The organism is Amaricoccus sp., assembly GCF_036846665.1.
GTDB lineage: Bacteria > Pseudomonadota > Alphaproteobacteria > Rhodobacterales > Rhodobacteraceae > Amaricoccus.
Genome location: NZ_DAIUBO010000052.1, coordinates 1 through 19,745 on the forward strand (window position 1 = coordinate 1; position 19,745 = coordinate 19,745).

Here is a 19,745-nt window from a genome sequence, read left to right on the forward strand (position 1 = left end):
TCGAGTTCGAGCCCGACATCGGCGGCGTGTCCTCGGGCTCCATGATGATGAAGGCCGCATCCGCCTCCGGGTGCTTCGGCGGCACGAGCAGGTTGACGTGGCGGAAGACGCCGCCACGCGGTTCGTTCAGCACGAAGTTCCGCAGGGTCTCATCCTCGGCGATCCAGCGGCGCTGTTCCCAGAGAGTGACGCCGGGAGGCGGGGTGACGCCACCGACGATGACGTCGCCGACCTCGCCCTCGGCGTGGGCCGAGATCACATGGATGGTCTTGCTGCTGCGCATCGGGTGGTTTCTCCGGGAACCGGGGTGCGGCGCTGCTGCGTAGTCAGGGGGTCGCGGGGGATGGCACGAAGCCTCGCCTGGCGAAGAACCGGTCCAACTCGCGCTGCTTCGGCTTGCGACCGGTGAAGATCGTGACGTAGCCCGCGACGCGGGCCATGCGCTCGGCGGTGCTCTCGTCGGTCTGCATCGAGATGTAGCCGATCTGCACGAGGTAGACGGTGCGGGCCGCGACGTCCGCGGCCTCGGGGCCCTGGCCGAAGCGCACGAGCATCCGGGTCAGCGCTTCCAGGCGGGTCCGGTCGGCGGCGCGCACTCCAGCGAGGACCTCCGGCGATTGCAGCGCCCAGCTGCGCACGGCGAACTCGAACTGGGAGTCGAAGAGGTCGTTGTCGTGCCAGCAGTCAAAAACGTTAAGCATCGCCTCGGCGATCGATTCGGCGTAGGCCTCCGTCTGCCGCACGATGCTGCCCGTGTTCTTGTCGCGCCAGCGGGCCACCAGCGCCTGCAAGAGCTCCTCGCGGTCCTTGAAGAACCAGTAGAAGCTGGTCCGCGAGAGCTTCAGCCGCTTGGCGAGAGGTTGAACCTTCACCGCGTCGACCCCGCCATCGATCAGCGCCTGGTAGGCGGCGTCGAGCCAGAGCTCCGGGGAGCCGCGCCAGCCGCTGTCGGGGAGAGCCTGTTCCATGTCGGGACGCTAGCCGATCCTCCACGTCGTGACAACGATAATGTTCATGAATGTCTGCCAGAACTACATATGCGTTCTCGATCTTGACGGTACTGGACATTTCCCGTATCAGTCCGTGCATCGCACAGCCAGACGGGGAATCGGGGATGTCGACCGACGCCTTGCTCACGCCCTACCAGCTCAAGCACCTGACGCTCCGGAACCGGATCATCGTGACCGCGCACGAGCCGGCCTATCCCGAGGACGGCATGCCGAAGGCGCGCTACCGCGCCTATCACGTCGAGCGGGCGCGAGGCGGCGTCGCAATGACTATGACCGCAGGCTCCGCCGCGGTGTCCAAGGACAGCCCGCCGGTCTTCAACAACCTGCTCGTCTACAAGGACGAGATCGTGCCGTGGATGAAGGATCTGACGGACGCGGTGCACGAGGCGGGCGCCGCGGTGATGATCCAGCTCACCCATCTCGGGCGTCGCACCCGCTGGGACACGGGCGACTGGCTGCCGATCGTCTCACCCTCGCACCGGCGGGAAGCGGCGCATCGCGCCTTCCCGAAAAAGATCGAGGACTGGGACATCGAACGGATCGTCGGGGACTACGCCGACGCCGCCGAGCGCATGAAGGCGGGCGGCATGGACGGGATCGAGCTCGAAGCCTACGGCCACCTGATGGACCAGTTCTGGTCGCCGGCGACCAACGATCTCGATGGCCCGTATGGCGGCACGCTCGACAATCGCCTGCGCTTTGCTTTCGACGTGCTCCGCGCGATCCGCGAGCGGGTCGGCCCGGACTTCCTTGTCGGTGTTCGCCACAGTTGCGACGAGACCATGGAGGGCGGGTTCGGTATGGCCGACGGGCTCGCGATCTCGAAGAAGCTGACCGAGAGTGGCCTCGTCGACTTTTTCAACGTCGTTCGCGGACATATCGACACCGACGCCGGCCTGACCGACGTGATCCCGATCCAGGGGATGAGGAACGCTCCGCATCTCGATTTCGCCGGCGAGATTCGGGAGGCGACGAACTTCCCCACGTTTCACGCCGCGAAGATCTCCGATGTCGCCACCGCGCGTCACGCCATCGCCGCCGGCAAGGTCGACATGGTCGGCATGACCCGGGCGCACATGGCCGACCCGCATATCGTGCGCAAGATCATCGAGGGCCGCGAGGACGAGATCCGGCCCTGCGTCGGCGCCAACTACTGCCTCGACCGCATCTACCAGGGCGGCGCGGCCTACTGCATCCACAACCCGTCCACCGGTCGCGAGACCTCGATGCCGCACGTCATCCCGAAGGCGGAGACGCGGAAGAAAGTCGTCGTCGTCGGCAGCGGCCCGGCCGGCCTCGAGGCGGCACGGGTCGCCGGCGAGCGCGGCCACGACACGCTGGTCTTCGAGGCGGCGGCGGATCCCGGCGGCCAGATCCGGCTGACCGCCCGGAGCGAGCGGCGGCGCGAGATGATCGCGATCGTCGACTGGCGCATGGCTCGCTGCGAGCGCCTCGGCGTCAAGTTCCGCTTCAACGCCTGGGCCGAGGCCGACGATGTGCTGGCCGAGAGCCCGGACGTCGTCATCGTCGCGACCGGCGGCATGCCGCACACCGAGATCCTCAGCGAAGGCAACGAGCTCGTGGTCTCGGCATGGGACATTATCTCGGGCGATGTGAAGCCGGGTCGTGAGGTTCTGGTCTTCGACGACGCCGGCGATCACGCCGGCCTTCAGGCTTCGGAGATCATCGCGGCGACCGGCGCGAAGGTCGAGATCATGACCCCGGACCGGTCCTTCGCGCCCGAAGTCATGGCGATGAACCTTGTGCCCTACATGCGCAGCCTGCAGGAGCTCGACGCCACCTTCACCGTGACGTGGCGGCTGGAAGCGGTCGCGCGGCATGGCAACCGGCTGGTCGCCCATGTTGGCAGCGACTACGGCGGTGTCCGCCGCGAACGCGAGGTCGACCAGGTGGTCGTGAACCACGGCACTATCCCGCTTGACGACCTCTACTTCGACCTGAAGCCCGCCTCGCGGAACCACGGCGAGATGTCGCACGACGACCTAATCGCCGGCCGCCCGCAGTCCGCGGTCCGCAACCCCGGGGGCACCTTCCAGCTCTTCAGGATCGGCGACGCGGTCGCGGCCCGCAACACCCACGCGGCGATCTACGACGCGCTGCGGCTCCTCAAAGGAATCTGAGGCCGCGTTCTATCCCGGCCCCCCGTCACGACCGCGTCGCAACCGAATGTCGCGCCGCCGGCTGCCGCGAGTATCGAAGCAGCTGATCGCACCTTGTCCGATTCAACGAGCGGAGGCGTCTTCCTACTGGAACGGCTCGGACGCGCTTAGCGCATGCGAGGCTTGCAAGGCGGCTGACAGGCCAGCGGACACAGCGGCGTCGAAGCCCGACGCCTGCATCGCCTGAATGGCGGCCGCTGTGACGCCACGGTATTCTACGAACGCGGCCACGATATCTTCGGGGGCCTCGCCAGTTTTCTCCAGGAGCCGGCCGGTCCCGACCAGGACCGCCACGGCGGCGCGGCGGGCGACCTCCTTTGGTAACCCATTGGCTACCGCGTCGCGCATCATCGCGACGGCCAGGAGCGCCGGATACGCAGGGCCGGTGCCGGAGAGACCAGTCATATAGTCGATCTCTGCCTCAGTTCCGACCTCGTCGCCGGAGCCGAAGCTGTCCAGGAGACGGCGAATCGCGGCGCGGTCCAGTTCGGTCACCTGCTCGGCCGCAATCCACGGGGTGTAGGATTGTCCGACCTCGAGGGCCGCATTGGGTAGCGCGCGGACGACGCGCGCCGTGCCAAGCCGCGCCGCGATGTCGGCGAGCGTCACCCCGGCCATGACGGAGATGACCAGCTTGCCTGGCGCCCTGACCTCGATGCTTGGCCAGTCCTGCGGGCGGACCGAGAGGATCAACACATGGGAGCGGTCTGCGAGCGCCTGGTTGTCACGCGTCCAGTGCACGTCAGGCAGCCAGCCGGGCGGGTCGCCGCGGCACGAAAGGGTGAGATCGCCAGGCGGAATGAGTTTCGCGGCGACCACGGCGCGCGCGATGGCACCGCCGATCCAGCCTTTGCCACCGATGATTCCGATGCGCGCGCCTGTGCTCATTCTGTCCTCCTTGTCTGCGGGCTGCGGGGGCACCCACTTGCGCGGAAGCCCCGCGCGACATGCGGTCGAGATCGCGACGGCGAACAGAGCGACGCCTCGATGAGGAATCCCGCGACTCCATGCGGCAATCCCCCAAGGAGACTTCTGCCGTGAGACCGCCGTCGCCGACGAAACCCCGCCAGCGCAATCGTCGCAGGTTACACCACTTTTACCGGACGACCAGAGACGGGACTGTGGGGGACCTTCGCGCACCGCGTAGCAACGCCAAAGGCTGTGTCCCCGGTGATGGTGTAGGAGGCCGCGCGCGGAGCCTTCGGCGTAGCGCAGCACGCGGCCGTGGGTGACGCTGGCGGTCATCGCCGATTTTCGAAGAAGGTTCGGGTTGCGCCCCCTTGAACCGAGAACGGAGACGACGATGACCGATGAGAGAATGGCGCTGATCGAGCTGGTTGAGAAGCAGGCCGATGGTGATCTCGTGCGCGAGATGCTGGCCTTCGCGGCTGAGCGGATAATGGAGGCCGAGGTGGAGGTGCGGACGGGCGCGACCAAGGGCGCACGCACGCCGATGCGGGAGGTTCAGCGCAATGGATACCGCGACCGCGACTGGGATACCCGGGCGGGCAGGATTGCGCTGGAGATCCCGAAGTTGCGCAAGCTACTTCCCAAGCTTCCTCGAACCACGCCGCACCGCCGAGAAGGCGCTCGTGGCGATGATCCAGGAAGCTTATGTTCACGGCATCTCGACGCGCTCGGTCGATGATCTGGTCAAGGCCATGGGCGCGGGTGGCATGTCCAAGAGCAGGTCAGCCGCCTCTGCGCCGAGATCGACGAGCGCGTGAACGCTTTTCTCTCCCGCCCGCTGGAGGGGGCGTGGCCCTATCTCTGGCTCGATGCCACCTACCTCAAAGTCCGTGAGAGCGGTCGGATCGTCAGCCGTGCCGTGATAGTGGCCGTGGCGGTCAACGAGGACGGCAAGCGCGACGTTCTGGGCGTCGCCACAGGCCCCTCCGAGGCCGAGACGTTCTGGACCGGCTTCCTGCGGTCTCTGGCCGACCGCGGCCTGCGCGGGGTGAAGCTGGTGATCGCCGACGACCGCAAGGGGCTCCGCGCAGCTGCCCGGCGGGTCTTCAACGCCACCCACCAGAGATGCCGCGTTCACTGGATGCGAAACGCGCTGGCACATGCGCCGGCCAAGCAGCGCACGGCGGTGGCGGCGATGCTGAAGACGATCTTCGCCCAGGAAACCAAGGCCGACGCCGAGGCCCAATGGGAGGCCGTCGCCAACGCATTGCGCGAGAAGGTCGAAAAGCTCGGCGCCTTCATGGATGGCTCCCGCGATGACGTCCTCGCCTACATGGACTTCCCCGGCGAGCACCGCGCCCAGATCGCATCGACGAACCCACTTGAACGGGTGAACCGCGAGATCAAGCGGCGGGCCGACGTGATCGGCATCTTTCCCAACGACGACGCCATCATCCGCCTTGTCGCCGCGCTGATGCTGGAGACCAACGACGAATGGACCGTCGCGCGGCGCTACATGTCGCTTGAAACCCTCGCCCGCGTCACCGACAATCCAACCGTCAGGCTGCCCGCCGTGGCGACCTGATCAGCTTCGAACCTCTCCGAGGGTCGGCGATCTTACACCACGCCGTGGGACACTATCACGCCAAACACGAAATAGTTGGAGGACGGCCACCACCGCACCCCCAAAGTCCGTATCTAACTTGGCCGCAAGATGAGGCGAATTTTCTTCGCAAAATCAATGGCCCGAACCTGTTGACCGTTTTCATGAAGTGAACAGGTTCGGAGAAGGACGGGCCAGAGAAACCCTCCTCAGCGCCTCGCGCTCGGATTGAGGTCAACAGACCATCGGCTACAACGTTCGAAAACAACAAGATTTTTCGACGGCGCGACCGAACGGAGAACGGGTTCGGTTAGGGAGCTGGCTGGGGCGGGAGGATTCGAACCTCCGAATGACGGTACCAAAAACCGTTGCCTTACCGCTTGGCGACGCCCCAAACGCGGGCCTTCTAGTAATTCGGCGGCGCCATCACAAGCTCAAAGGGCCTGGTCGTAGGCGCCGACGGAAGGCTCGGTGCGGATCAGGGCGTTGAGGTCGCCGAAGATGGCGCGCATCTGCGCCTCCGAGGCGAGGCTCTCGCAGACCACCACGAGATTGGGGGTGTTGGAGGAGGCGCGGATGAGCGCCCAGCCGCCGTCTGCGAGCCCGGCGCGGGCGCCGTTTACGGTCAGGACGCCGGTGATCTTCTGGCCGCCGAGGGTTCCGCCCCTGGCCGCCATGGCCTGCAGGCGCGCGGTCAGGCGTTCGACGACGGCGTATTTCTCGCCGTCTGGACAGGCGGGCGAGAGCGTGGGCGTGATCCAGCTCGCGGGCAATGCGGCGACGAGATCGGCGAGGCTCCGGCGCGGGTTGCGGTCGAGGAGCCGGCAGACCTCGATCGCCGTGCGCAGCCCGCAATCGTAGCCCCGTCCCACTGGCGGGCCGAAGAAGGCATGGCCGGATTTCTCGAATCCCGCCAGCGCGCCGGTGGCATGCAGCCGCCGCTTCATGTGGCTGTGGCCGGTCTTCCAGTATTCGGTATGCGCCCCGGCGGCGGCGAGCTCCGGGTCGGTGGCGAAGAGCCCGGTCGATTTCACGTCCACGACGAAGCGCGCGCCCGGATGGGTGCGCGCTAGGTCGCGGGCGAGCAGGAGGCCGATCTTGTCGGCGAAGATCTCGCGGCCCGCGCCGTCGACGATGCCGCAGCGATCGCCGTCGCCGTCGAGGCCGATGGCCAGATCGGCGCCGCTCTCGCGGACGGCATCGGCCATGTCGTGCAGCATCTCGAGCGCTTCGGGATTGGGATTGTAATGCGGGAAGGTGGGATCGAGGGTGGTATGGCGCGGGATGACCTCGACGCCGATCCGGGCGAGGAGCTCCGGCGCGAAGGCGCCGGCGGTGCCGTTGCCGGTGGCGCAGACCGCGCGCAGCGGGCGCGACAGGCGCAGGTCCCCGGCGAGATCGGCGAGATAGGCCTCGCGCAGGCCCTCGACGGGGCGGCGCGTGCCGCCGGGCCGCGATTCCACGGCACCCGAAAGCACGATGTCGCGCAGCTCTGCCATGTCCTCCGGCGCATGGGTGAGCGGGGCCTCGAAGCCCATCTTGACGCCGGTCCAGCCGTTGGGGTTGTGACTCGCGGTGACCATGGCCACGGCGGGCAGGCCGAGGTGGATCTGGGCGAAATAGGCCATCGGGGTCAGGGCCAGGCCGATGTCCTGCACCGCGACCCCCGCCTCGATCAGCCCGGCGACGAGGGCCTCGGCGACCTCCGGCGAATAGCTGCGCAGGTCGTGGCCGACGGCGATCGCCGGATCGAGCCCGCGGCGGCGCATCTGGGTGCCGAGGCCGAGGCCGAGGAGGTGCATCCCGGCGCGGTCGATCTCTTCGGGATAGCGCCAGCGCGCATCGTATTCACGAAAACCCGAGGCTGCGATGCGTGCCGGCATGGCTCTGCTCCCGTCAGACGGCAAGGGGGCGGGACTTGGCGAGGCGGTCGAAGGCCATGAGATCGGCGATCAGCGCCGGCATGGCGTCGAGGAAGACCATGTTCGGCCCGTCGGAAGGCGCGTGGTCGGGGTCGGGATGGGTCTCGATGAAGACCGCGGCGACGCCGAGCGCCACGGCCGCCCTCGCCATGACCGGGGCGAATTCGCGCTGGCCGCCGGAGGAGCTTCCCTGGCCACCCGGCTGCTGGACCGAATGGGTCGCGTCCATCACCACCGGATAGCCGGTGCGCGCCATGACGGGCAGGCTGCGCATGTCCGCGACCAGGGCGTTGTAGCCGAAGCTCGCGCCGCGCTCGCAGAGCAGGATGCGGTCGTTGCCGGTGGAGGCGATCTTGGCCGCGACATGGGCCATGTCCCAGGGCGCGAGGAACTGGCCCTTCTTGACGTTGATCGCCGCGCCGGTCTTGCCGGCGGCGAGAAGCAGGTCGGTCTGGCGGCAGAGGAAGGCAGGGATCTGGAGCACGTCGACCGCCTCGGCAACTGGGGCGCAGTCTTCGGGAAGATGGACATCCGTCAGCACGGGGCAGCCGATGCGGGCGCGGACGGTGGCGAGCACCTCGAGCCCGGCATCGCGGCCCATGCCGCGCCTGGCGGCGAGCGCGGTGCGGTTGGCCTTGTCGTAGGAGGCCTTGAAGATGAAGCCGGCCCCGGCGGCGGCGCAGGCCTCCGCCAGCCTGCCCGCGATGGCGAGCGCATGATCGAGGCCCTCGAGCTGGCAGGGTCCGCCGATCAGGGTGAGGGGCGCCGCGTTCGAGACGCGGAGCTCGCCGATCGCTACGGTTCTGGCATCAGACATGGGGCAGGGATCCTAGGCGCAGACGCGCCTGCAGCGATAGCCCGGCGCGGCCGGGGCTGTAAAGCGTGCCGATCCCGTCCCATGCCGCCCGGGTGCCGCGGCGAGGCTCCGCCCGCCGGGCCCCCGCCTTGATCGCCGGGTGCCCGGTTGGTAGCCTCGCGGGCCCCGTTGCAGCGTTGCCGCGCCCGGACCCTGCGACGGGGCGGCTCCTGCGCGGAGCGACCTGGCGGAGGGAGGGGGCATGGCGCCGACGGGGCTGGGCGGGGATGCGGTGGCGGAGATCGAGGCGAGGATTCGCGCCTGCCGGATCTGTGCGGAGGCCTTCGCGGCGACCGCCACGGCGCATGCGCCGCGGCCGGTGCCCTGGCTTTCGGCGGAAGCGCCGATCCTGATCGCCGGGCAGGCGCCCGGGGCCCGGGTCCATGCGCTCGGGCGGCCCTTCGACGATGCGTCGGGCGACCGGCTGCGGGACTGGATGGGGGTGGACCGCGCGGCCTTCTACGACCGGAGGCGCTTCGCGGTGCTGCCCATGGCCTTCTGCTTTCCCGGCTATGACGCGCAGAGCTCGGACCTGCCGCCGCCGCGGGTCTGCGCGGAGACATGGCGCCGGGCGGCGCTGGCGGCGATGCCGGGGATCCGGCTGACGCTGCTGATCGGCGGCCATGCGCAGCGCTGGCACCTGGGGTCCGGCGCCAGGGCGGTGACCGCGACCGTGCGCGCCTGGCGGAGCTGGCCCGAGGGGGTGCTGCCGCTGCCGCATCCCTCCTGGCGCAACAGCGGCTGGCTGAAGCGCAATCCCTGGTTCGCGGCGGAGCTCGTGCCGGAGCTGCGCGCGAGGGTTTCCACGGCGCTCGCGCCGGGATAGGAGCTGCGCCATGGAGACCCCGCTCGATCGCGCCTATCGCGCCCACGAGGCGATGCCGGAGGACGAACGGTTGCGGCTGCGCTTCCACGAGCGGCTTCTGGATGCGGAGCTCTTCCTGCTCCTGCGCGAGGAGGCGGCCGGCGGGAGGCTGAAGCCGGAGGTCTTCGCGCTGGAGACCGGGCCGGTGGCGCTGGTCTTCGACCGGGACGAGCGGCTGGCGGCGTTCCTGGAGGCACCCGCACCCTATGCGGCGCTCTCGGGGCGGCGGATCCTGGGGCTGCTGGCGGGGCAGGGGGTCGGGCTGGGGATCAATCTCGGCGTGGCGCCCTCCTCGGCGCTCCTGCCGGCGGCGGCGGTCGACTGGCTGGCGGCGATGGCGGCGGAGCCGCCCGTCCCGGGCGAGGGCATGCTGCGCGGCTTCGCGCCGCCGGGCCCGCTGCCCGCGGCGCTGATCGAGGCGCTGGGGATCAAGCTCGCGGCCATGGCGGCGCTGATCGGATCGGCGCATCTGGCGACGGCCCGGCATGGAGATGGCAGCGAGGGCATGCTGCTCGCGCTCACCGGCGTGCCGGAACCGGCGCGGGCCGAGGTGGCGGCGGCGGTGGCGGAGGCCCTGCGCTTCTCGGGCGCGGAAGCGGGGGCGCTCGACGTGACCTTCCCGGCGGAGGGCGGCGCGGCGGCCCGGGCGATCGCCGCGGCCGGCCGGCGGTTCGACCTGCCGCGGCGGGCGGAGGCGCCGGCCCCGGTGCGGCGCGGGCCGGGAAGCGATCCGGAGCGGCCGCCGATCCTGCGCCGGGGCACGCCTCAATAGCCGCGGTCGCGGTCGACGAGATGCCGGAAGGGCAGGCCGCTCTCGCCCCGGCGGATGTTCTCGGCGATCGCGAGGGTGGCGGTCGCGGGCCGGGTCTCCGAGGCGATATGCGGCGTCACCGTCACCTTCGGATGCGCCCAGAAGGGATGTTCCGGGGGCAGGGGCTCGATGCGGAAGACGTCGAGCGTGGCATGGGCGAGGTCGCCGCGGTCGAGGGCGGCGAGAAGGGCCGCGTCGTCGATCAGGCTGCCGCGGCCGGGATTGATCAGCACGGCGCCGCGCGGCAGCCGGGCGAGGCGGGCGGCGTCGAGCAGGTCCTCGGTCTCCGGGGTGGCGGGCAGGAGGGTGACGAGGATCTCGCTCGAGCCGAGCAGGGCGTCGAGCCCCGCCTCGCCGGACCGGGTGGCGACATGGGCGACCTCCTTCGGGCGGCGGCTCCAGCCTTCGGTGGCGAAGCCGAACCGCGCCAGCGCCGTGGCCACTGCGCCGCCGATGGCGCCGAGGCCGAGCACGCCCACGCGCCGGTCGCGGGCGAGCGGCGGCACGATGCCGTTGCGCCAGATGCCATCCTGGCCGGCGAGATGCGCGTCGAGGCCGAGGTGGTGGCGCAGCACATGGCCGGTCACCCAGTCGATCATGCCGAGCGTCAGCCCCTCGTCGACCATGCGGCAGAGCGGCACGTTCAGGCTCGGGTCGCCGACGATGTCCTCCACGCCGGCCCAGAGGCTGAGCACGGCCTTGAGCCGGGTGAAGGGCGTGAAGTCGTCGACCGGGCCGCCGGGGCGATAGACCACGTAGTCGAAGGTCCAGGGCCCCGCCGGATCGTCGGTGAGGTCGGCCTCGATCCCGGCCTCGGCCAGGGCGGCATAGAGATGCGGCCGCCAGAGCGGCCAGTGCTCGGGCGGCGCCGAGAAGAGGACGCGCGGCCGGCTCAGCGCCGCCTCCGGGCGAAGCGATTGTCTGCCGACCGCGCGGGCCAGCCGCATCCGTGCGCGCGCGCACGAAAGGCCAAGTATCTGATATGAAACAATGTTCCACCCCGCGTTAACTCGATCGCAAGCAATCCTACCGTGCAATCGGGGCGATCAGAAGCCGAAATCCCGCAACGGGCGGATTTGGCATGGCGCGGGCGGGCCCGAGAAAGGCGAGACCCCGTCGCCGGTGGAGCGACGGGGTCCCGTGTCCCGGAACCGGCGCGCGCGCCTGCGGCGCGCCGCGGGTTCAGTTGATGGCGCTGGCCGGCGCCTTGCTCCGGGCCGGGGCCTTGGCCACCATCGAGGCGGGCGCCTTGCCATTGGCCATGGCGGGGATCCCGGTCCTGGCGCGGGCCTTGGCCGGCGTCCTGGCGGCGGTCTTCGCCGGCGCCTTGGCGGGCTTGGCAGCCTTCGCCGGCGCCTTGGCGGCCTTGGCGGGAGCCTTGGCCTTGGCCGCGGCCTTGGCCTTGGCCGGCGCCTTGGCCTTGGCGGCCTTCGCCTCCTTCTTCGGCGCCGCGCTCGCGGCGATCAGCTTGACGGTGGCCGCTTCGAGGGCCCGGATGCGGACCAGAAGGTCCTTCAGAGTCGGGGCGGGCATGCGTGAACACTCCTCCTGAGAGCTGGTTTGTCTGCCGGCGGGATCGCGACCTGGCAGGCACGTTATTTGCCTCAAATGTTACTAAAGTATTGCCAAACAGGGTCTTTCAGTATTCGCGGCCGGAATGTGCCGGCGGCGCGACAAGCGGCGCAGGTCAACGAGGCGATCGAGCAAGACACGGGCGCGAGATCGGGGTGGATATTGCCGGAGCGCTGCGATGATCTTTCTGCGAGCCCTTGTAGTCGGCAGGGATCTGTCCCGGACCTTGGGATAGCCACGGGGTGTATCGCGGCGGCGGTCGAGGCACGGCCTGCGCCTGCCTGGGCGGGCGCACGCGCAACCCGCGGGTCTTGGGGGGGGAAAGACCATGCGTTTCAGTTAGTTGCAACGCTGCGTGCGCCGGGCGGGGGGCAGGCAGGCGCAGGCCGTGCTGGCGCACGGCCGTGAAAATGGAGGTGGTGTAGCACACGGCCGTGTCCGGAAGTCCCGCACGGGACAGGGCGTCGGGGAGGCGTAGGGGCGGCTGCTCTCAGTCCCGCGCTTTCGGGCGGTGGACATGGGCGCTCTGGACGAGGCCGAAGGCCGCGAGAAGCACCAGCATCGCCGAGCCGCCGTAGGAGACGAGCGGCAGCGGCACGCCCACCACCGGCATCAGCCCCATGACCATGCCCATGTTGACCGAGAAGAAGAGGAAGAAGGTCACCGCGATGCCGGCGGTCAGCAGCGCGCCGAAGCGGTCGCGGTTCGAGATCGCCGAGACGATGCAGAAGATGATGATCAGCGTGTAGAGCGCGAGCAGCGTCATGGTGCCGAGATAGCCGAATTCCTCGGCGAGCGTGGTGAAGATGAAATCGGTGTGCTTCTCGGGCAGGAAGTTGAGCCGGCTCTGGGTGCCCTGCATGTAGCCGCGCCCGGCGAGCCCGCCCGATCCCATGGCGATCTTGGCCTGGGTGATGTGATAGCCCGCGCCGAGCGGATCGGCGGAGGGGTCGAGGAAGGTGAAGATGCGGCGGAACTGGTAATCCTCGAGCAATTGCCAGTCGGTGCCCTGGGATTTCAGCACCGTGGTGACAAGCCCGGCCCCGCCGGCCAGCGCCGCGGCGAAGTACCAGAGGCTGACGCCCGCGAGGAACATCACCGCGCCGCCGCCCATCAGCAGGAGCAGCGCCGTGCCGAGGTCGGGCTGCTTGAGCACCAGTGCCGTCGGCGCGAGGATCAGCAGGAGCGGCAGGATCACCCAGAGCGGCCGGGAGACCCTGGCCGGGTCGAGCCGGTCGTAATAGGCCGCGAGCGCCATGACGAGGGCGATCTTCATCAGCTCCGAGGGCTGGAGCTGGAAGAAGCCGAGGTCGATCCAGCGCTGCGCGCCCATGCCGATCTCGCCCATGATCTCCACGAGGATCAGCAGCGCGAAGGTGCCGAGATAGGCGAGGGGCGCGATCGCCCGCCAGAAGCGGATGTGGATCATGGCGATGCCGATCATCGCCGCGATGCCGATGCCGAAGCGGATCATCTGTGGCCGCGCCCAGGGCTGGAGCGCGCCGCCGGCCACGGAATAGAGCATCAGGAAGCCGGTGGCGGCCACCGCCGCGAGCAGCAGGATCAGCGCCCAGTTGAGCGCGAGCAGCTTGGCCACGCCGCGCGGGGTCGCGCCGCGGGCGCTGTCGAAGGCGCTCATGCCCGGTCCCGGGCCGGTGCGGCCGCGCTCGCGTCGGGCTCGCTCTGGGGCGGCCGGGCGGCGCGCTCCTCCTCGATCGCGCCGCGCTGCTCGGGCGGATAGGCGCTGAGCGGCGCCGGGCCGCCGTAGAGCGCGAAGCCGAGGATGTCGCGGGCGATGGGGGCGGCGGCCGCCGAGCCGCCGCCGCCGTGCTCGACGATCTGGGCGATGGCGTAGCGGGGATTGTCAAAGGGCGCGAAGGCGACGAAGAGCGCGTGGTCGCGGCGGTTCCAGGGCAGCTGCTCGTTCCTGGTCACGCCCGCGGCGCGCTCGGCGGCGGTGATGTTGCGGACCTGGCTGGTGCCGGTCTTGCCGGCCATGAGGTTCTCGGGATCGACGAAGCGCGAGCGATAGGCGGTGCCTTCGTTCGAGACGGCGAACATGCCGCCGCGCACAATCTCGAGATGCCTCGGCGCGATCGCCAGCGGCTCGGCGGCGGGGATCTCGACCGGCGCGCCGCCCACCGCGCGCAGCAGCCGCGGCTGGATGCTGCGCCCGCCGGCGATGCGGGCCGTATAGACGGCGAGCTGCAGCGGCGAGGCGAGCGTGAAGCCCTGGCCGATCCCGTAGTTGAAGCTGTCGCCGGTGGTCCATTTCTCGCTGCGGTGGATCTTCTTCCATTCGGCGTCGGGCATGTTGCCCTCGGCCACCGCCGGCATGGGCAGGTCGTGGGCGATGCCGAGGCCGAGCTTGTGGGCCATGGCGGAGATGGCGTCGGGGCCGACCCTTCGGGCCATCTCGTAATAATAGACGTCGCAGGATTGCGAGAGGCTGCGGCGCATGTCGACGGTGCCGTGGCCGCCATGCTTCCAGCAATGGAAGCGCCGCCGGCCGAGGGTGGTCGAGCCGCCGCAGAAGACGGTGTCGCCGGGCCCGGCCGCGCCGGTCTCGAGCGCGGCGAGCGCCACGCACATCTTGAAGGTCGAGCCCGGCGGATAGGTGCCGGCGACGGTCTTGTTCGAGAGCGGGCGGTATTCGTCGTTCAGGAGCGCGTTCCATTCGCCCGAGCGGATGCCGAAGACGAAGCTGCTGGGATCGAAGCCCGGCGCCGAGGCCAGCGCCATGATGTCGCCGTTCCGCACGTCGATCACCACCGCGGCCGCGCTCTGGCGCTCCATGCGCTGCATGGCGTAGATCTGGAGCTCCGCGTCGATGGTGAGGTTCACGTCCCGGCCGGACTGGCCCTCGGTGCGGCCGAGCTCGCGCATGACCCGGCCCGCGGCGCTGACCTCGATGCGCTGGTTGCCGGCATGGCCGCGCAGGAGCGGCTCGAGCCGCTGCTCGACCCCGGTCTTGCCGATCTGGAAGCGGGGGATCTGCAGCACCGGGTCGGGATCCTCGAGCTTCTCGAGGTCGCGCTCGGAGACCGGCCCGACATAGCCGACCACATGCGCGGTGCTCGGGCCGTCGGGGTAGAAGCGGCTGAGCCCCACCTCCGGCTCGACGCCGGGCAGGACCGGCGAATTGGCGGCCACGCGCACCACGTCGTCCCAGGAGAGATGCTCGGCGACGACCACCGGCACGAAGGCGCTGCGCGCCATCATCTCGCGCAGCACGCGGTCGCGCGCCTCCTGCGGCAGGTCGATGATCGTCGCGAGGCGCGCGAGCACCGCCGCCGGGTCGCCGGCCTGCTCGCGCACCATCACGATGCGGTAGTTCTGGCGGTTGCCGGCGAGCAGGCGGCCGTCGCGGTCGAGGATGGTGCCGCGGGCCGGCGGCAGCAGCCGGATGTTGATGCGGTTCTCCTCGGCGAGCAGGCGGTATTTCTCGTTCTGGAGGATCTGGAGGTCGCGCATGCGCCAGCCGAGCGTGCCGATCACCCCGAACTGGAGCCCCAGCAGCATCAGGCCGCGGCGGGTGATGCGGGGCGGGGGTGCGTCGGCGGGGCGCCTCATGTCGGCCGCTCCCGCGGCGACGTCCGTTCGCCCGCGTGGAGCCGCACGCCCCAGGCGACGGCCAGCGCGACCAGCGGATAGGCGAGCGCGGTCGCCACGAGATAGCGCAGCAGGTCGTAGGGCGGCGGCGCCTCGGCGAAGGTGAGGCGCAGGGCGGCGTAGATGCCTGCGAGGATCAGGCCGTAGCCGATCGCGGCCGCGGTCCATTCGGCGGGGAAGGGAAGGCCGCGGAGCGAGGCCCGGTTGCGGCCGGCGACCTCCGCCGCGAGCAGCAGCCCGAGCGCGCCGAGGCCGATCGGGCGCGACAGCAGGATGTCCGCCGCGAGGCCGAGCCCGACGAGCAGCCAGACCGGGGGGGCGTCGGGCGCGCGCAGCACCCAGGCGATGACCAGGCAATAGAGCAGATCCGGCGGCACCAGCATGCCGCCGGGGCCGAGCGGGATCAGCGCGGCATGGATCGCCACCACGCCGAGCAGCAGCAGCAGGCCGGTGCGGGCCGGGCGCGACAGGGCGCGCGCGCCGCTCACTGCGCCGCCTCCGGGGGAGCGGGGGGGAGGTCGGGCTGCGCCGCCAGCGGGCCGATGATCTCGCCGGGGCCGTCGATCACCGCGGGCGGGGCGCGGCGCAGCACGCGCACGAAATCGAGGCGGCGGTAGTCGGCGGCGGGCCGCAGGCGCTGGCGCCCGTCGGCGCCGAGCGTCACGCGCCCGATCAGGATGTCCGGCGGATAGAGCCCGCCGTCGCCGGTGGAGACGACCCGGTCGCCGGGCCGCAGCGCCTCGGCCTGGCCGACGAAGTCGAGCGGCGGCGCGACGCTGTTGTCGCCCGAGACCATCACCCGCTGCCCGGAGGGCAGGACCACGCCGGGCACCCGGCTCGAGGCGTCGGTGAGCAGGATGACCCGGGCCGAGCGCTCGCCGACCCCGGCGATGCGACCGACGAGCCCGAGGCCGTCGACCACGGTGGAGCCGTCCGAGACGCCGTCGGCGCGGCCGACATTGACCATGGCCGAGCGGCGGAAGGGGCTGCCGGCATCGGCCATCACCTCGGCCGTCACGTAGGTCAGGCGCGGATTGAGCCGGACGTTGTTGAGCGCGAGCAGCCGGGCGTTCTTCTGCTCCAGCTGCAGCGCCGCCTCGCGCCAGCCCTGCATGCGCTGGACCTCGCGGCGCAGCTCCTCGTTCTGCTGGTAGACCCGGCGCCAGGCCCGCAGATCCGCGATCATGCGCGCCGTCGCCGCGACCGGGCGCAGGGTCCATTCGAAGCCGGGGGTGACGCGGTCGAGCAGGGTGACGCGGAACTGCTCCACCCGGGCGTTGTCGATGCGCCAGACCAGGAAGAGCGCCAGCAGGAGACCGGCGGAAATCAGGATCAGCAGTCTGCGCAGGCTGCCGAAGTAATCGGGATCGGAATCTTTGCCCAACGCCACGCCGTGTCTATGCCTCTGGCTGGGCCGAGCGGCGGCCCGCCCGGACGGATCTCGCGCCCGCCTCAGGTTCCGTATTCTAGCACATGGGAAAGCTGGCTTTCAAATTCGAGCGACTTGCCGGTCCCGAGCGCCACGCAGTTCAGCGGATCCTCCGCCACGGTGATCGCGAGCCCGGTCTGCTCGCGGAGAGCGAGGTCGAGATCGCCGAGCAGGGCGCCGCCGCCGGTGAGCATCACGCCGCGGTCGACGATGTCGGCGGCGAGGTCCGGCGGGGTCTGCTCCAGCGCGGTCATCACCGCCTCGACGATGGTCTGCACGGTCTCCGACAGCGCCTCGGCGATCTGGGCCTGGGTGATCTCCATCTCCTTGGGCACGCCGTTGAGCAGGTCCCGCCCGCGCACGTCGATCCGCCCGCCGACGCCGTCGTCGGGCATGCGCGCGGTCCCCATCTCGGTCTTGAGCCGCTCGGCGGTCGATTCGCCGATCAGGAGATTGTGCTGGCGGCGCAGGTAGCTGACGATGGCCTCGTCCATGCGGTCGCCGCCGACCCGCGCGCTGCGGGCATAGACCACGTCGCCGAGCGAGAGCACCGCCACCTCGGTGGTGCCGCCGCCGATGTCCACGACCATGTTGCCGGTGGGCTCGGCGATCGGCATGCCGGCGCCGATGGCCGCGGCGATCGGCTCGGAGATCAGGCCGGCCTTGCGCGCGCCCGCGGCCATGACGCTCTCGCGGATGGCGCGCTTCTCGACCGGGGTGGCGCCATGGGGCACGCAGACGAGGATCTTGGGCTTGGCCCAGCCGCCGCCGCGGTGCACCTTGCGGATGAAATGCTTGATCATCTCCTCGGCGACGTCGAAATCGGCGATGACGCCGTCGCGCAGGGGCCGGATCGCCTGGATCGAGCCGGGGGTGCGGCCGAGCATCTGCTTGGCCTCCTCGCCGACCGCGAGCACGCGCTTCTTGCCGTCCTTGACCGAATAGGCGACCACCGAGGGCTCGTTGAGCACGATGCCCTTGCCCTTGATGTAGATGAGGGTATTCGCCGTGCCGAGATCGATCGCCATGTCGGACGAAAAAAGGCCTCTCAATCCGCCGATCATGCGCTTTGCCCTTCGACCTCGAACCGGGTTGTCGTCGTCGCTTCCTTGCGCGCCGGGACGCCCGATCCATATAGGCCGCCGCGAAACTCAGCGTAAAGGCCCCGTCAAGCCGGAGCGGGTGCAGGAAGGCTTTTTTTTACAACTTTGAGTTGAACTGTTGCGCAATTGCACGGCTTCGCGCCCCGCTTTCGCGGGCCGGAGAGCCGTGGGCCGCGGCGGGCGGCAGCGGGGCCGGTGCAACGGGTTTCCGGCGCCCGGCGCGAGGCCGCAGGGGCCGCTTCGCGCCGGGCAGGGGGCTCAGGCGGTCACCGGATCCTCCTTGTCGGAATGGCCGGTGCGGAGCTCCTGCGAGACGACTTGCGCGGATTCCCCCGGATGCACCGCGCGCGCCCAGAGGTAGAAGCCGAGGCCGATCACCGCCCAGCCGCCGGCGATCGCCCATTCATAGGGCCAGACCAGCGCCGCGGGGCTGCCGGGCATGTAGAGGAAGATGATCCCGACCGCGAGGATCAGCGCGCCATATCCGACCGCCATGCCGTTGCGCACGTAGAAGGGCCGGTTCATCTCCGGCTCGCGCCTGCGCAGCACGAGGAACGAGGCGGCCACCGCGGCATAGGCGACCACGATCCCCAGGCCGCCGGCATCGACCAGCCAGACCAGCGCCCCGCGGCCGAAGAGCGGCGCGATCACCGAGAGCGCGCCGACCATCAGGATGGCGTTGACGGGGGTGTTGTACCTGGGGTGCATCCGGCCGAGGAAGGCCGGCAGCATGCGGGCATGCGCCATGGCGTAGATCGCGCGGCTGCCGCCGACGAGAAACGCGTTCCAGCTGGTGATGATGCCGCCGATCCCGGCCAGCACCAGGAGCTTGCCGGCCCAGGAGCCGCCGAAGACCGTGGTCATGGCGTCGGCCGCGGCCAGGGTCGAGGCCGCGGATTCCTCCGCCGACAGGGCCAGCGACACCGCCAGGATGATGGCGATGTACCAGGCCACCGCCATCACCACCGAGATCACCAGGATCCGGCCGATCTGCTTGTAGGGCAGGTCGATCTCCTCGGCCGCCTGCGGGATGACGTCGAAGCCCACGAACATGAAGGGCGTCATGATCAGCACCGCCAGCATGCCCTTGGCGCCGCTGACGAAGAGCGGCTCCATGTTGGCGCCTTCGCCGTTGAAGAGCGCCCCGGTGATCAGCATGATGCCGACGACCAGGATCAGGAGCGTCACGACCTTCTGCAGCAGCGCGCTCGACTTGATGCCGAGGATGTTGATCCAGGTCATGACCACCGCGCCGACCATCCCGACCAGCGCCCAGGTGAAATAGACCTCCGACCCGGCGAAGGTCCACATCAGCCCGACCTTGTAGTTGGGGAAGAGATGCTCGATGACCGTCGGCAGCGCCACCGCCTCGAAGGCCACGACCGAGATATAGCCCAGGATGATCGCCCAGGTGCAGAGGAAGGACCCGCCCATCCCGAAGGCGCGGTGGCTGTAGACATGCTCGCCGCCGGTCAGCGGCATGGCGGCGGCGAGTTCGGCATAGGTCAGGCCGATCAGGATCACCGCCACCCCGCCGATGGCGAAGGCGAGCATCGCGCCGAGCGCCCCGGCCGATTGCACCCAGCCGCCCGCCAGCACCACCCAGCCCCAGCCGATCATCGCGCCGAAGGCGAGCGCCAGCACCTCCTTGTTGTTGAGAACACGTACGAAATTGCCTTGTGACATCACCCCGACCCCTCGTTCGGAAATTTGCTGCCGGTCCGATCGCGGCCGCTTCCGCGCATGCGGAGGCGCCGGGCGGACGCGAGAACCGCGTAATCGTCAACCGTTCACTTGCGGCAGGCTGCCTCAATCGCCGTTCGATTGGAAGACGTCAGTTTCGCGACAGGGGACCGGCGGGCGGCGCGGAAGG

At 70.0% G+C, this 19,745-nt stretch carries 16 protein-coding genes, 1 tRNA gene and 1 pseudogene; 4 read left to right on the forward strand and 14 right to left on the reverse strand.

What is annotated here, in order from left to right; all coding sequences use genetic code 11:
• Both V7050_RS07135 and V7050_RS07140 read right to left on the reverse strand, forming a co-directional pair.
• A partial coding sequence (locus V7050_RS07135) for a proline racemase family protein (RefSeq protein WP_324410423.1) occupies positions 1-283 on the reverse strand: 283 nt, incomplete at its 3' end.
• Between the two features lie 43 nt (positions 284-326).
• Entirely contained in the window at positions 327-968 is a 642-nt protein-coding gene (locus tag V7050_RS07140) for a TetR/AcrR family transcriptional regulator (protein WP_324374237.1), read from the reverse strand.
• A 146-nt stretch (positions 969-1,114) separates the two neighbouring features.
• Here V7050_RS07140 and V7050_RS07145 point away from each other — a divergent pair, with 146 nt between their 5' ends.
• Entirely contained in the window at positions 1,115-3,151 is a 2,037-nt protein-coding gene (locus V7050_RS07145; RefSeq protein ID WP_324374239.1) for an NADH:flavin oxidoreductase, read from the forward strand.
• Positions 3,152-3,274: 123 nt separating this feature from the next.
• Here V7050_RS07145 and V7050_RS07150 read toward each other — a convergent pair whose 3' ends face one another.
• Complete coding sequence (locus tag V7050_RS07150; RefSeq protein ID WP_324374241.1) at positions 3,275-4,078, reverse strand: pyrroline-5-carboxylate reductase family protein; 804 nt, start codon at positions 4,076-4,078, stop codon at positions 3,275-3,277.
• A 415-nt stretch (positions 4,079-4,493) separates the two neighbouring features.
• Here V7050_RS07150 and V7050_RS07155 point away from each other — a divergent pair.
• Positions 4,494-5,684, forward strand: a pseudogene (locus tag V7050_RS07155) (IS256 family transposase).
• Between the two features lie 337 nt (positions 5,685-6,021).
• On the opposite strand, the gene V7050_RS07160 reads toward V7050_RS07155, so the two are convergent.
• From V7050_RS07160 to kdsA, 3 genes are all read right to left on the reverse strand, one after another.
• Positions 6,022-6,096, reverse strand: a tRNA-Gln gene (locus V7050_RS07160).
• Positions 6,097-6,136: 40 nt separating this feature from the next.
• Complete coding sequence (locus tag V7050_RS07165; protein WP_324374243.1) at positions 6,137-7,585, reverse strand: phosphomannomutase/phosphoglucomutase; 1,449 nt, start codon at positions 7,583-7,585, stop codon at positions 6,137-6,139.
• 13 nt (positions 7,586-7,598) lie between these two features.
• Positions 7,599-8,441 (reverse strand): 3-deoxy-8-phosphooctulonate synthase, encoded by an 843-nt coding sequence (gene kdsA / locus V7050_RS07170; protein WP_324369987.1) that lies wholly within the window; start codon positions 8,439-8,441, stop codon positions 7,599-7,601.
• Between the two features lie 241 nt (positions 8,442-8,682).
• On the opposite strand from kdsA, the gene V7050_RS07175 reads away from it, so the two are divergent.
• Together V7050_RS07175 and V7050_RS07180 are read left to right on the forward strand one after the other, a co-directional pair.
• Positions 8,683-9,306: a uracil-DNA glycosylase family protein gene (locus V7050_RS07175; protein ID WP_324374245.1), complete on the forward strand. Its 624-nt coding sequence runs from the start codon at positions 8,683-8,685 to the stop codon at positions 9,304-9,306.
• Positions 9,307-9,316: 10 nt separating this feature from the next.
• Positions 9,317-10,117, forward strand: a complete 801-nt coding sequence (locus V7050_RS07180; RefSeq protein ID WP_324364815.1) for an SseB family protein — start codon at positions 9,317-9,319, stop codon at positions 10,115-10,117.
• Here V7050_RS07180 and V7050_RS07185 read toward each other — a convergent pair.
• The 8 genes from V7050_RS07185 to V7050_RS07220 form a co-directional block, all read right to left on the reverse strand.
• Positions 10,111-11,103, reverse strand: coding sequence for a 2-hydroxyacid dehydrogenase (locus V7050_RS07185; protein WP_324364813.1), 993 nt, complete (start codon positions 11,101-11,103; stop codon positions 10,111-10,113). The genes V7050_RS07180 and V7050_RS07185 overlap by 7 nt on opposite strands.
• 235 nt (positions 11,104-11,338) lie before the next feature.
• A complete protein-coding gene (locus V7050_RS07190; RefSeq protein ID WP_324364811.1) occupies positions 11,339-11,689 on the reverse strand; it encodes a hypothetical protein in 351 nt (116 codons plus the stop codon).
• A gap of 529 nt (positions 11,690-12,218) precedes the next feature.
• Positions 12,219-13,367 carry a rod shape-determining protein RodA gene (rodA, locus tag V7050_RS07195; RefSeq protein WP_324364808.1) on the reverse strand — a complete coding sequence of 383 codons (1,149 nt, stop codon included), beginning with the start codon at positions 13,365-13,367 and terminating at the stop codon, positions 12,219-12,221.
• The gene (gene mrdA, locus V7050_RS07200; RefSeq protein ID WP_324364806.1) at positions 13,364-15,301 is read right to left on the reverse strand and encodes a penicillin-binding protein 2; all 1,938 of its coding nucleotides are present in this window, start codon (positions 15,299-15,301) and stop codon (positions 13,364-13,366) included. Before mrdA ends, rodA begins: the two co-directional genes overlap by 4 nt.
• A complete protein-coding gene (gene mreD / locus V7050_RS07205) occupies positions 15,298-15,828 on the reverse strand; it encodes a rod shape-determining protein MreD (RefSeq protein ID WP_324364804.1) in 531 nt (176 codons plus the stop codon). The genes mrdA and mreD overlap by 4 nt, the downstream gene beginning before the upstream one ends.
• Entirely contained in the window at positions 15,825-16,730 is a 906-nt protein-coding gene (gene mreC, locus V7050_RS07210; RefSeq protein ID WP_324364802.1) for a rod shape-determining protein MreC, read from the reverse strand. The genes mreD and mreC overlap by 4 nt, the downstream gene beginning before the upstream one ends.
• 62 nt (positions 16,731-16,792) lie before the next feature.
• A complete protein-coding gene (locus V7050_RS07215; RefSeq protein ID WP_324364800.1) occupies positions 16,793-17,833 on the reverse strand; it encodes a rod shape-determining protein in 1,041 nt (346 codons plus the stop codon).
• A gap of 297 nt (positions 17,834-18,130) precedes the next feature.
• Positions 18,131-19,558, reverse strand: a complete 1,428-nt coding sequence (locus V7050_RS07220; protein WP_324364798.1) for an APC family permease — start codon at positions 19,556-19,558, stop codon at positions 18,131-18,133.
• Positions 19,559-19,745: the final 187 nt, after the last annotated feature.

Excerpts from the sequence above, each read along its gene's own strand:
- V7050_RS07140 (WP_324374237.1), bottom strand. The coding sequence starts at position 968 with ATGGAACAGGCTCTCCCCGACAGCGGCTGGCGCGGCTCCCCGGAGCTC.
- V7050_RS07145 (WP_324374239.1), top strand. The coding sequence starts at position 1,115 with ATGTCGACCGACGCCTTGCTCACGCCCTACCAGCTCAAGCACCTGACG.
- V7050_RS07150 (WP_324374241.1), bottom strand. The coding sequence starts at position 4,078 with ATGAGCACAGGCGCGCGCATCGGAATCATCGGTGGCAAAGGCTGGATC.
- V7050_RS07165 (WP_324374243.1), bottom strand. The coding sequence starts at position 7,585 with ATGCCGGCACGCATCGCAGCCTCGGGTTTTCGTGAATACGATGCGCGC.
- kdsA (WP_324369987.1), bottom strand. The coding sequence starts at position 8,441 with ATGTCTGATGCCAGAACCGTAGCGATCGGCGAGCTCCGCGTCTCGAAC.
- V7050_RS07175 (WP_324374245.1), top strand. The coding sequence starts at position 8,683 with ATGGCGCCGACGGGGCTGGGCGGGGATGCGGTGGCGGAGATCGAGGCG.
- V7050_RS07180 (WP_324364815.1), top strand. The coding sequence starts at position 9,317 with ATGGAGACCCCGCTCGATCGCGCCTATCGCGCCCACGAGGCGATGCCG.
- V7050_RS07185 (WP_324364813.1), bottom strand. The coding sequence starts at position 11,103 with ATGCGGCTGGCCCGCGCGGTCGGCAGACAATCGCTTCGCCCGGAGGCG.
- V7050_RS07190 (WP_324364811.1), bottom strand. The coding sequence starts at position 11,689 with ATGCCCGCCCCGACTCTGAAGGACCTTCTGGTCCGCATCCGGGCCCTC.
- rodA (WP_324364808.1), bottom strand. The coding sequence starts at position 13,367 with ATGAGCGCCTTCGACAGCGCCCGCGGCGCGACCCCGCGCGGCGTGGCC.
- mrdA (WP_324364806.1), bottom strand. The coding sequence starts at position 15,301 with ATGAGGCGCCCCGCCGACGCACCCCCGCCCCGCATCACCCGCCGCGGC.
- V7050_RS07215 (WP_324364800.1), bottom strand. The coding sequence starts at position 17,833 with ATGATCGGCGGATTGAGAGGCCTTTTTTCGTCCGACATGGCGATCGAT.
- V7050_RS07220 (WP_324364798.1), bottom strand. The coding sequence starts at position 19,558 with ATGTCACAAGGCAATTTCGTACGTGTTCTCAACAACAAGGAGGTGCTG.